We start from the raw sequence: 11,540 nt of genomic DNA on the forward strand, positions 1-11,540 counted from the left end.
CCTCGCCCATGGGCGAGGGCGCTGCCTACCGTCGGCGCATGGACGTCGTCGACCTGCTCCCCCGCCTCCATCTCCTGCGCTTCGCCGTCGGGCAGGTCTGTCTCTGGCACGACGGCGCGGAGTCGACACTGATCGACGCGGGGGCGATCGGCGCGGGCCGCACGATCGCCGACGCGATCACGGCACTGGGCCGCCCCCCGGGGACGTACGGCGGATCGTGCCGACCCGCTTCCACGAGGATCACACGGGCGGAGCGGCCGAGTTCGCCGCGCTCAGCGGCGCCGAGGTACTGGTCCATCACCTGGACGCGCCGTTCGTCGGGGGAAACGCCCCGGCCCGGTCCCGCGGTTCGAGGACTGGGAGCTGCCGATCCACGCGGAGGTGTCGCAGCACCTCCCCGAGGGCGAGCCGGTGCGCCCCAGAGGCGTCACCCCCGGGTCCGACGGTGATGTGCTCGACGTCGGCGACGCCGCGCGGGTGATCCGCCTACCCGGCCACACGGGCGGCAGCGTCGCCCTGTTCCTTCCCGGCGACGGTGTGCTGTTCACGGGCCACACGGTGGCGGCCTCGCCGGTCGGCGGGACGGTCGTAGCGGGCAGGTTCAACCTCGAGGGACCGCAACTCCTCCGTTCCCTCGGCCGGTTGGCGGCCCTCGACGTGGACGTGGCGTGTTTCGGGCACGGGGACCCGGTGGTGGGCAAGGCATCGACGGCCCTTCGGAAAGCGACGGACGATCACCCGGCCACCGGCTGATCACGGGCGCATGACCCCGACGGACTCCGACGACCCGTCAGGCAGCCTGCCCGGCGACCGGTACACCGGCCTCCAGATAGACGGCGGCCCCGCGCTCCCGGGCCCGCAGCGCCCAGCGCAGCCGCTCGTAGCGGACCGGGGGCAGCATGTCGGCGGCCTCCTCCTCGGTGGCGAAGCGCCAGCCGCGCAGCTCCGGCCCCGGCAGCTGCACCCCGGACGCCTCGGCGGAGTCCAGCCGACCGCCGTCGAAGAGCAGGCGCAGTCCGCCGTACCCAGGAGGTGCGGGCCGCTCCCAGTCCACGACGAGCAGCCGGGGCACCTCCCGCAGTCGTATCCCGGTCTCCTCGGCGACCTCGCGCATGCCGGCGCGGGCGGGAGCCTCGCCGCGCTCGACCACGCCGCCGGGGAACTCCCAGCCGGGCTTGTAGGTGGGGTCGACGAGCAGCACGCGGTCCTGCTCGTCGAAGAGGAGCACGCCGGCGGCGAGGGTCTCGGCGGTGGGCTCGGGGGTCTGCACGATGTCGCAGGGGGGTACGGCGCCGCTGCCGACGGCGTCGGCGATACGGACGGCGGTCTCGTACGGGGTGAGGTCGCTGGTGTCGACGAGGTGGGCGTCTGCGGTGAGCCAGGCGGCCAGAGCGGCCCGGTAGGGCTCGATCCGGTCGTACGCCCACTGCCGCTGCCGCATCTCGCCGTCGGGCAGGTCCGGCGGGATCTCCCGCCCGGCTATCCGCTCGCGCAGGATCGTTTCCGCCGGGGCGAGGAGCAGATGCCGTACGGGGATCCGGCGGGCGGCGAGGCCGCCGAAGATCTCGTCGCGGTACTCCTGACGCAGCAGGGTCATCGGGACCACCAGGGTCCCGCCCAGCTCGCCGAGCATCGCGGCCGCCGTGTCGATCACGAGCCGGCGCCAGATCGGCAGGTCCTGAAAGTCGCCGACCTCGGCGAGGCACTTGGGCGGCAGCAGGTGCGCGAGCGCTCCACCGATGACCTCGGGGTCGAAGAGCGTGCTGTTCGGGATCAGCTCGATCAGTTCCCGTGCGGTGGTGGTCTTCCCCGCACCGAACGCGCCGTTGATCCAGACGACGGTCACGGACTCCCCCTCTTCTGTTGGCCCCCTGTGGCTTGCCCGCTCCACCCTGCCACGGAAACCACATCCAGTTGAGGGTGCGCACACGCGAGTGCCGGTGCCCCCGAACCGGGGACACCGGCACTGCGCCGGGCATCGGGCCGGGCTACTGCTGACCCAGCGCGTGGTCGGTCAGGACGAGGCCGTCCCGGCCGGCCAGGTCGTCGACCTTGTCGAGGGTGCCGGCGACCTTGAGGTCACCGGCAGGCGCCTTGTCGGTTGCGTGGGAGCCTGCGGATCCCTTGTCGGCCGCATGGGACGGGGTGACGGCCGCCACGACGAATCCGGTGGCGAGGGTGGCGATGGCGAGCATGCTGCGCTTCTTCATGCCGGGATCAACTGCGGAACCCGCCGGGGGTCACGCGGATCACGGCGATCCCGTTCTTCAGGTCGACCGTGCTCCGGTTCGGCGGCGCCCGTTCTCCTGGTCGTCCCGGCCCCATGGGCGCAGTGTCCGGGAGCGGCCGTCACCGCGAAACCCCGTGGCCGCGGCGATCACCGTGCGGGTAGTGTCCGGACCCCGCCTGCCGCCGGTCGGCAGCCCATGACCAGGAGAAAGACGGCCATGACCAGCACCCGCCCGACGACGACCCTCTGGCGCCCCACCGGGCCCGTGGAGCTGGACCTGGTCCGGGAGCTGGAGTGGAGGGCGTGGCCGCCGCGGCTGCCCGAGCAGCCGATCTTCTACCCGGTGCTCAACGAGGACTACGCGATCAGGATCGCCCGGGACTGGAACGTGAAGCACGACGGCGCCGGCTTCGTGACCCGCTTCGAGGTCGACGCGGGGTTCCTCGCCCGCTATCCGGTGCAGCAGGCCGGCGGCCGGACGATCCTGGAGCTGTGGGTCCCCGCCGAGGAACTGGACGAGTTCAACGCCCACATCGTCGGCCCGATCGAGGTCGTGCACGAGTTCCGCTGAGGCCGCCAGGAGGCCGAGCGGCCGGGCGAACCCACACAATCGAACATCCGGACCTTCGACCACCCTTGCCATCTCCTGCCGTCAAGGGATGTGACGGGGTGTCGAACAACCTGGGGCACACCTCTTCCAACACAGTCCGACACGTCCTACCGTAAACGCGCACCGGTGACCCGTACATGCCATGCCACCTTTCGCGAGTCGGAGGAACGTCGACGATGCGTCACCCTCACACCCGCACCACGCTCCGAAGACTGGCCGGAGCGCTCACCGCAGGGCTGCTGTGCGCGGCAGGCCTGGCCGCACCGGCCGTCGCCGCACCCACCCGGCACCCCCTCGCCACGCCCTCCCTGGCCGACGGCCTCGCGCTCACCCCGCCCATGGGCTTCAACAACTGGAACTCCACCCACTGCCGTGCCGACTTCAACGAAGCCATGGTCAAGGGGATCGCGGACCTCTTCGTGGACAAGGGGCTGAAGGACGCCGGCTACCAGTACGTGAACCTCGACGACTGCTGGGCCCTGCCCGACCGGGACGCCGACGGCAAGCTGGTGCCGGACTCGGCCCGCTTCCCGAACGGGATCAAGGCCGTCGCCGACTACGTCCACGCCAAGGGCCTCAAGCTCGGCATCTACACCAGCGCCGGCTTCAAGACCTGCAACAGCGCGGGCTTCCCAGGGGCGCTCGGCCACGAGTACAGCGACGCGCAGCAGTTCGCCGACTGGGGCGTGGACTACCTCAAGTACGACAACTGCAACAACCTCGGCGTGGACGCCAAACTGCGCTACCGGACCATGCGGGACGCGCTCAGGGCGACCGGCCGGCCGATCGTCTACAGCATCTGCGAGTGGGGCGAGAACAAGCCCTGGGAGTGGGCGGCGGACGACGGCCACCTGTGGCGGACCACCGGTGACATCAGCGACAGCTGGGGTTCGATGCTGTCGATCCTCAAGCAGAACCTGCCCCTCGCTCCGCACGCGGGCCCCGGCCACTGGAACGACCCCGACATGCTGGAGGTCGGCAACGGCGGCATGACGGACACCGAGTACCGCTCCCACTTCTCCCTCTGGTCGGTCATGGCCGCACCCCTGCTCATCGGGACCGACCTGCGCAAGGCCACCCAGGCGACCTTCGACATCCTGGACAACAAGGAGGTCATCGCCGTCGACCAGGACCCGCTGGGCCAGCAGGGCACCGTCGTGTCCTCCGCGGGCGGGCGCTGGGTCGTCGCCAAGGAGATGCAGGACGGCAGCCGCGCGGTCGCCCTCTTCAACGAGTCCGGCACCGCCCAGCGGATCGCCACGACCGCGAGCGCCGTCGGCCTGCCCGACGCCCCCGCCTACACCCTGCGCGACCTGTGGCAGCACCGCAGTTTCAACACCGCGGGCACCCTCGCGGCCACCGTCCCGGCCCACGGCACGGTGCTGTTGCGGGTCTCGGCCGACCCGGACTGGGCCGCCAACCCGCCCGCCGCGGAGCTCCGCCTGGACGGGAGCCCCTTCGTGAAGGCGGCCGTCCCCGCCACGCTGACCACCGGCGTCACCGACCTCGGCCGGACGCCCGCGCGCCGGGTGTCCGTGTCCCTGACCGGCCCGGCCGGCTGGACCGTGCGCGCGGCCTCGGCGACCACGGCCGCCGCCCTCCCCACCGGCACGTCCCTGCGCACCGACTGGACGGTGACCGCCCCGGCGGGGACGCCGACGGGATCGTACGGCCTCTCCCTCAAGGCGAGTTACCGCTCGCCCGCCGGCGACAGCGTCACCAGTACCGTCCCGCTGACCGCGACGGTCGTGCTGCCGCCGCCCACCGGGACGTCGTACTTCAGTGACCTGCCGATGCTGTCCGCGACCAGCGGCTGGGGGCCGGTCGAGCGCGACACCAGCAACGGGGAGAGCGACGCGGGCGACGGCCACCCGATCACCCTGGGCGGCGTGGTGTACGCCAAGGGGCTCGGCGTCCACGCGGAGAGCGAGGTCTCCTTCTACACCGGCACGGCCTGCTCGAAGGTCACCGCGGACGTCGGCGTGGACGACGAGAAGGGCACGAAGGGCACCGTCGGCTTCGAGATCTGGGCGGACGGCGGCAAGGTCGCCTCGACGGGCGTGCTGACCAACGCGCAGCCCGCCCAGCCGCTCACCGCCGACGTCACCGGCGCGCAAGTGGTCCGCCTCGTCGTCACCGACGGCGGAGACGGCATCGACTCGGACCACGCGGACTGGGCGGATGCCCGGCTCACCTGCTGAGCCCGGCCCTCACACCCCGGCCGCGGTCGCGTCCGGCCTCCGGGCCAGCGCGGCCGCGGCGGCGCCGACCAGGCCCGCGTCCGTGCCCATCTGGGCGGGCGTGACCGTCAGCCGTTGGACGAAGGAGAGGGTCGCGTAGTCGGCGAGAGCCTTGCGCAGGGGCGTGAAGAGGATGTCGCCGGCCTTGCCGACGCCGCCGCCGATCACCGCGATGTCGATCTCCACGAGGGTCGCGGTGGCCGCGATCCCTGCGGCCAGGGCCTGCGCGGCCCGCTCGAAGGAGGCCACGGCGACGGGGTCGCCCTCCCGGGCGGCGGCGGCCACCGCCGCGGCGGAGGTGTCACCGTCCGGGCCCGGCCGCCAGCCCTGCTCCAGGGCGCGGCGGGCGATGTTGGGGCCGCTCGCGATGCGCTCGACGCAGCCGCGCGAGCCGCACGGACACAGGTCGCCGTCCAGATCGACGCTGATGTGCCCGATGTGCCCGGCATTGCCGGTCGGGCCGGGATGCAGCCGGCCGCCCAGGACCAGACCGCCGCCGACGCCCGTGGAGACCACCATGCAAAGCGCGTTGTCGTGGCCGCGGGCGGCGCCCTGCCAGTGCTCGGCTGCGGTGATCGCCACCCCGTCGCCGATCAGCTCGACCGGCCGGCCCCCGCCGGCCGCGCGTACCCGCTCGACCAGCGGGAAGTCACGCCAGCCCGGCACGTTCACGGGGCTGACGGTACCCGCCGAGGCGTCCACCGGGCCCGCGCTGCCGATACCGATCGAGTCGGCGCGTCCCCACAGGGGCGACCCGGCGAGGTCGCCGAGCACCTCCTCGACGGCCCGCATGACCGTTTCGCCGTCCTGTTGCGCGGGCGTCGCGCGCTGTGCGCGTGCCTGGATCCGTCCGTGACCGTCCACCAGCGCGCCGGCGATCTTGGTGCCGCCGATGTCCAGGGCCGCCACGAGGTCGGTGTGCATCAGAGTCAGATCTCCCCGTTGAAGCTTGAAAAACCAGAAAGAGGCAGGCCGGTCAAGCGGTGGGGGCGCAGGCCGGAAACAGCGGTGGACAGTCTCTCTCGCATCTGACAACGTTGTCCAGGCTCTATGCTCGACGCCACATCCTCGTACAGACCACGGATCGCCGCACCACCCCCGTGGACACCACGGACGACAGGACAGGACCCCGCATCGTGCCCGAGAGCACCCGCCGCGCCGACCACCATGCAGACCACCTCTCCGGGACCCGTTACGGCAACCGTCCCACGATGAAGGACGTGGCCGCGCGGGCCGGGGTCGGGCTGAAGACGGTGTCCCGGGTGGTCAACGGCGAACCCGGCGTCACCCCGGACACCGAACGCCGCGTCCAGGAGGCGATCGACGCGCTCGGCTTCCGCCGCAACGACAGCGCACGGGTCCTGCGCAAGGGCCGTACGGCCAGCATCGGCCTGGTCCTGGAAGACCTCGCCGACCCCTTCTACGGCCCGCTGAGCCGCGCGGTCGAGGAGGTGGCCCGGGCCCACGGCGCGCTGCTGATCAACGGCTCCAGCGCCGAGGACCCGGAGCGGGAGCAGGAGCTGGCGCTTGCCCTGTGCGCACGGCGGGTGGACGGTCTCGTGGTGATTCCGGCCGGTGACGACCACCGGTACCTGGAGCCGGAGATCCGCGCGGGGGTGGCCACCGTGTTCGTGGACCGTCCCGCCGGGAAGATCGACGCCGACGTCGTCCTGTCCGACAACTACGGCGGTGCCCGCGACGGCGTCGCCCATCTGATCGCGCACGGCCACCGCCGGATCGGGTTCGTCGGCGACATGCCCCGCATCCACACCGCGGCCGAGCGGCTGCGCGGCTACCGGGCCGCCATGGAGGACGCGGGGATACCCGTCGAGGAGCAGTGGATGTCCCTCGGGGCGACGGATCCGGTGCGGGTGCGCCGGGCCGCCGAGGAGATGCTCTCCGGGCCCGCCCCCGTCACCGCGATCTTCGCGGGCAACAACCGGGTGACGGTCACCGTGATCCGCGTCCTCGCCGAGCAGTCCCGTCAGGTCGCCCTCGTCGGCTTCGACGACATCGAGCTGGCCGATCTGCTCCGGCCGGGCGTCACGGTCGTCGCCCAGGACGCGGCCGCGCTCGGGCGGACCGCCGCCGAGCGCCTCTTCCGCCAGCTGGACGGCACCCTCCTCGAACCGGAGCGCATCGAGCTGCCGACCCGGCTGATCACCCGCGGCTCCGGCGAGCTGCCGCCCGCCGGGTGAGCCGCCCATGACCGGCCGCACCCTGGAGGAACTGGGTCTCGCCGAGGCACCCCGCGACCATCCGCTGCTCTATCCGGGCGCCTGGCCGGCCGACTCCGGGCTGCTGCACGGCGACCGGATGCTGCCGCTCGAACGCCTGGTGTACGACGACCGGATGCCGGTCCTCGCGGTCGGCTCCAACGCCTGTCCCGGCCAACTGCGCCACAAGATGGCGGAGTTCGGGATCGAATCCCCGCTGCCGATGGTGCGGGCCCGGGTGCACGGGGTCGACGTGGGCGTCTCGGCGCACGTCAGCCGCCTGGGCTACGTCTCCGCCTCACCGGTCAAGTCCCCCCGCTCCTTACGGGAGTTGTTCGTCCTCTGGCTGGACCCGCGGCAACTGCACGTGATCGACGCCAGCGAGGGCACGGCGCTGCCCGACGGCAACTTCCGCCGGGCCTGGCTGCCCGCACCGGACGTACGCATCGAGCTGGCGGACGGTCGGGTCCTGCCCGGGGTGTACGCGTACATAAACCAGCACGGAGTGCTGGACAACGGCGCCGGTGCGCCGCGCAGCCATCCGGGCCAGCACACCCTGCTGACCGAACTCCTCGCAGCATCCGCCCCGTTGAGGGAACTGCTCGGCGCGACCCCGGAGGAGTTCTGCGCGCGGGCCCGCGCGGACGTCGCCGTGTGCGCGCGGGGCACACGGCTGTTCGCGGAACACCGGTGGGTGACGGAGTCCGGGTTCGAGCCGTACGTCGCCGGTCAGCAGGCGGGGAGCCCCGGTACCGGTTCGTCGTTGCCGCCGCCCTTGAGGTAGACGTCGCTGACGTAGACGCCGGTGTTGCCGCTGTCGTCGTCGGTCCTTGCCCACCAGACGTTGGTCCACCGGCCGTAGGTCTCCCGGCGGCCCAGGTTCGTCTGGCAGAAGAAGTAGTTGGTGCCCGCGTCGAGGACGCCCGCCTCGGCGCCGGAGGCGGTGTAGGACTTCGCGGCGCGCCAGACCTGGCAGTTGTACTTGCCGCCGCCGATCGGCTGACAGGCTGGGGCCGCGCCGGTCGTGCCGCCGGTACCGCCGCCCGGTGTGCCTCCGCCCCGCGTAGGGCTGCTGGAGGCCTTGGCCGGGGCGGAGGCGGACGCTCGGTGGGAGGGCTGGTCACCGCTCGCGCGGCTCGCCTTCGCACTGGGTGCGGCGCTCTTCCCGGTGCCCCGGCCCGAGGGCTTCGGCTGCGCGGACCATTCGGTGTCGGCACGGCCGGTGGCACCGGCCTCGGTACGGGATCCTGCGGGCGCGGCGTCCGACTCGGACTCCCCCTTGTTGTTCAGCAGGGCGACGGTGACCCCAACCACGGCGAGTACGACCGTGACGGCGACGGCGGCGAGCAGGGCGCGGCCCTTGCGGCGGGGCGCGGCGGTCGGGGTGCCCATGGGGCTGGTGGGAGCGCCGGCGTACGGTGCCCCGGCGCCACCGCGGCCGTACGCCTGGGGCACCTGCCCACCGGGCGAGCCCGACACCACGGCATGCGTCCGCGACCCCTCCTCGGCGGCCGAGCCCTGCCCCACGGCATGCGTCCGCGACCCCTCCTCGGCGGCCGAGCCCTGCCCCACGGCATACGTCGGCTGCCCCGCGACCGAGCCCTCTCCCGCAGCGTGCGTCCGTGATGCCTGCCCGGCGGGCAAGCCCTCTCCCACGGCGTGCGTCGGCGGGACGCCGTGGCCCATGGCCGGCGGGCCGAAGCCCGGTGGCCTCTGCGGCACGCTGCGTTCCGTCGGCTCGGGGCCGCGTGCCGGAGCTGCGCGCAAAGCGGCCGTCGGACTGTCCGGCGGCCTTGTCGCCGCCGTCTCGCGCAGCAGCTCACGGGCCTCTTCCGCGTCCGGACGCCCGTCCGGACGCTTGTCCAGCAGGCGCTGGAGTACGGGAGCCAGCGGGCCCGCACGGCGGGGCTCGGGAAGGGGGTCGGCCACGATCGCGGTGAGCGTGGAGTACGTGGACGTGCGGCGGAACGGCGAGGATCCCTCGACGGCCGCGTACAACGTGGCGCCGAGGGCCCACACGTCGGAGGCCGGGCCGGGGTCGGCGCCCTGCGCGCGCTCGGGCGCCAAGTAGTCCAGGGAGCCGACGAGTTCGCCGCTGCGGGTGAGGTGGGTGGCCGACCCGTCGCCCGGGTCGTCCATGGTGGCGATGCCGAAGTCCGTGAGAACGACGCGGCCCGAGCGGTCCAGCAGGATGTTGCCGGGCTTGACGTCTCGGTGCAGGACACCGGCCCGGTGGGCGGCGGCCAGCGCGTCCATCACCTCGGCGCCGATCCGGGCCGTCTCGTAGGGATCCATCGTGCCGCGCTCGCGCAGGACGTCGTCGAGAGAGGGCCCGTCGACCAGTTCCATGACGATCAGCGGGCGCCCGTCGACCTCGGCGATGTCGTGCACGGCGACCACGCCGGGATGGCGGACGCGGGCGGCGGCGCGTGCCTCGCGCTGCATCCGCACCCGCAGCTCCGACAGTTCGGGTCCGGCCGCGTCCGTGTAGGTGCGCAGTTCCTTGACCGCGACCTCCCGGCCGAGGACCTCGTCCACCGCCCGCCACACCACGCCCATACCGCCGCGCCCGAGCCGGGCGACGACCCGGTACCGCCCGGCAAGCAGCCGCCCGGCCCCGCCCACGTCGCCGTACCCGGCCCGCCCGCCGTCCCCTTGCGGCGCCGGTCCGCGCCCGTCAGGTCCGTACTCCCCCGAAGACACTGCCGCCCCGTTCCTCGTCCGCCGTGTTCGATGAATGGCGTCCAGGGTACGGGGCGGTGATGACGGCTCAAGCCGGCGGCCGGGGCTGTGACAGGTCCGCTACTTCGCGGAGGCCGTCAGGTCGCCGCGCCGGGGGGCGGCGAAGCCCTCCAGGTCGGTCCGGGTCAGGCCGGTGAGCCGGGCGACCTCGGCGATGTCGAGGGCGCCGCAGTCCAGGCCGCGCAGCAGGTAGCCGCTGAGGGCCTTGGCGGTGGCGGGCTCGTCCATGACGTCGCCGCCCGCGCGGTTGGCGTAGCGGGCGAGGCGGGCGGCCGCCTGCTCGAAACCCTCGCGGTAGAAGGCGAAGACGGCGGCGTAGCGGGTCGGGATGTGGCCGGGGTGCATGTCCCAGCCCTGGTAGTAGGCACGGGCGAGGGCGCGCCGGGTGAGGCCGTAGTGCAGGCGCCAGGCGTCGTGGACCTTCTCGGTCGGGCCGACGGGCAGGACGTTGGTCGAGCCGTCCGAGACGCGTACGCCGGTGCCCGCGGCGGCAACCTGCATGATCGCCTTGGCGTGGTCGGCGGCGGGGTGGTCGCTGGCCTGGTAGGCGGCGGACACGCCGAGGCAGGCGCTGTAGTCGAAGGTGCCGTAGTGCAGGCCGGTGGCGCGGCCCTCGGCGGCCTGGATCATGCGGGCGACGGTGGCGGTGCCGTCAGTGGCCAGGATGGACTGGCTGGTCTCGACCTGGATCTCGAAGCCGAGGCGGCCGGCCGCCAGGCCGTGGACCTTCTCGAAGGCCTCCAGCAGGCGCGCGAACGCGGTGACCTGCTCGGCGTACGTCACCTTCGGCAGGGTCAGCACCAGGCCCTCGGGCAGGCCGCCCGACTCGATCAGGCCGGTGAGGAAGACGTCGAGGGTGCGGATGCCGCGGTCGCGCACCGCGGCCTCCATGCACTTCATGCGGATGCCCATGTACGGGGCCGCGGTGCCGCTCTTGTACGCCTCGGCGATCAGACGGGCGGCGCGGGCGGCCGTCGCGTCCTCCTCGCCGTCCGGGCGGGGGCCGTAGCCGTCCTCGAAATCGACGCGCAGATCCTCGATCGGCTCGCGCTCCAGCTTGGCGCGGACGCGGGAGTAGACGGGCTCCGCGAGGTCGTCGGACAGGCCGAGGACGGCCGCGAACGAGGCCGCGTCCGGGGCGTGTTCGTCGAGGGCGGCGAGAGCCTGGTCGCCCCAGGAGCGGATGGTGTCGGCGTCGAAGGCGTCGCCGGGGACGTACACGGTGTGGACGGGCTGCCGGGTGCCGGGGTCCCCGGGGTAGCGGCGCTCCAGTTCCGCGTCGACCGGCGCGAGGGAGGCGCTGATCTCCTCGCTGACGGCGCCCGCGAGGCTCGTCGCCACCTTCTCCTGCTGGCCCTGACCCATCCCACACCCTCCATATTTCCGCTCTGCGGAATCAACAATCCGTATAATGAAGTTATCCGGGGTGGTTCCCGCTGGTCAACACCTTCCGGGACGCTTCCAGAATGCACCGAGGCCCCCGTGACCGGCGCGGTCACGGG

Annotated in this window: 9 protein-coding genes and 1 pseudogene; 5 read left to right on the top strand and 5 right to left on the bottom strand. The window is 73.1% G+C overall.

All coding sequences use genetic code 11. From position 1 onward, the window contains the following. The first annotated feature begins 38 nt into the window (after window positions 1-38). Window positions 39-753: pseudogene (locus tag ABZ471_RS45350) on the top strand (MBL fold metallo-hydrolase). A 37-nt stretch (window positions 754-790) separates the two neighbouring features. Here ABZ471_RS45350 and ABZ471_RS45355 read toward each other — a convergent pair. Continuing rightward, a complete protein-coding gene (locus ABZ471_RS45355; RefSeq protein ID WP_359075017.1) occupies window positions 791-1,846 on the bottom strand; it encodes an NUDIX domain-containing protein in 1,056 nt (351 codons plus the stop codon). Between the two features lie 142 nt (window positions 1,847-1,988). Continuing rightward, window positions 1,989-2,210: a hypothetical protein gene (locus ABZ471_RS45360; protein ID WP_359075018.1), complete on the bottom strand. Its 222-nt coding sequence runs from the start codon at window positions 2,208-2,210 to the stop codon at window positions 1,989-1,991. Window positions 2,211-2,447: 237 nt separating this feature from the next. Between ABZ471_RS45360 and ABZ471_RS45365 the strand changes: the two genes are divergently transcribed. Then, window positions 2,448-2,801, top strand: a complete 354-nt coding sequence (locus ABZ471_RS45365; RefSeq protein ID WP_359075019.1) for a hypothetical protein — start codon at window positions 2,448-2,450, stop codon at window positions 2,799-2,801. A 215-nt stretch (window positions 2,802-3,016) separates the two neighbouring features. Continuing rightward, window positions 3,017-5,041: an NPCBM/NEW2 domain-containing protein gene (locus ABZ471_RS45370; RefSeq protein WP_359075020.1), complete on the top strand. Its 2,025-nt coding sequence runs from the start codon at window positions 3,017-3,019 to the stop codon at window positions 5,039-5,041. Between the two features lie 9 nt (window positions 5,042-5,050). Here ABZ471_RS45370 and ABZ471_RS45375 read toward each other — a convergent pair whose 3' ends face one another. Further along, entirely contained in the window at window positions 5,051-6,004 is a 954-nt protein-coding gene (locus ABZ471_RS45375; RefSeq protein ID WP_359075021.1) for an ROK family protein, read from the bottom strand. A 212-nt stretch (window positions 6,005-6,216) separates the two neighbouring features. Here ABZ471_RS45375 and ABZ471_RS45380 point away from each other — a divergent pair, with 212 nt between their 5' ends. Together ABZ471_RS45380 and ABZ471_RS45385 are read left to right on the top strand one after the other, a co-directional pair. Beyond that, a complete protein-coding gene (locus ABZ471_RS45380; RefSeq protein ID WP_359075022.1) occupies window positions 6,217-7,278 on the top strand; it encodes a LacI family DNA-binding transcriptional regulator in 1,062 nt (353 codons plus the stop codon). A 7-nt stretch (window positions 7,279-7,285) separates the two neighbouring features. Then, window positions 7,286-8,080 (top strand): hypothetical protein, encoded by a 795-nt coding sequence (locus tag ABZ471_RS45385; protein WP_359075023.1) that lies wholly within the window; start codon window positions 7,286-7,288, stop codon window positions 8,078-8,080. Here the strand turns inward: ABZ471_RS45385 and ABZ471_RS45390 are convergent. Together ABZ471_RS45390 and ABZ471_RS45395 are read right to left on the bottom strand one after the other, a co-directional pair. Continuing rightward, window positions 8,026-9,921 carry a protein kinase gene (locus ABZ471_RS45390; protein WP_359075025.1) on the bottom strand — a complete coding sequence of 632 codons (1,896 nt, stop codon included), beginning with the start codon at window positions 9,919-9,921 and terminating at the stop codon, window positions 8,026-8,028. The genes ABZ471_RS45385 and ABZ471_RS45390 overlap by 55 nt on opposite strands. Window positions 9,922-10,098: 177 nt before the next feature. Next, complete coding sequence (locus ABZ471_RS45395) at window positions 10,099-11,403, bottom strand: aldolase (protein ID WP_359075024.1); 1,305 nt, start codon at window positions 11,401-11,403, stop codon at window positions 10,099-10,101. Window positions 11,404-11,540 lie beyond the last annotated feature (137 nt).

It is taken from the genome of Streptomyces sp. NPDC005728, from assembly GCF_040630895.1.
Classification (GTDB): domain Bacteria; phylum Actinomycetota; class Actinomycetes; order Streptomycetales; family Streptomycetaceae; genus Streptomyces.

Coding starts and splice junctions, on each gene's coding strand:
- ABZ471_RS45360 (WP_359075018.1), bottom strand. CDS start 2,210: ATGAAGAAGCGCAGCATGCTCGCCATCGCCACCCTCGCCACCGGATTC.
- ABZ471_RS45365 (WP_359075019.1), top strand. CDS start 2,448: ATGACCAGCACCCGCCCGACGACGACCCTCTGGCGCCCCACCGGGCCC.
- ABZ471_RS45395 (WP_359075024.1), bottom strand. CDS start 11,403: ATGGGTCAGGGCCAGCAGGAGAAGGTGGCGACGAGCCTCGCGGGCGCC.
- ABZ471_RS45385 (WP_359075023.1), top strand. CDS start 7,286: ATGACCGGCCGCACCCTGGAGGAACTGGGTCTCGCCGAGGCACCCCGC.
- ABZ471_RS45375 (WP_359075021.1), bottom strand. CDS start 6,004: ATGCACACCGACCTCGTGGCGGCCCTGGACATCGGCGGCACCAAGATC.
- ABZ471_RS45370 (WP_359075020.1), top strand. CDS start 3,017: ATGCGTCACCCTCACACCCGCACCACGCTCCGAAGACTGGCCGGAGCG.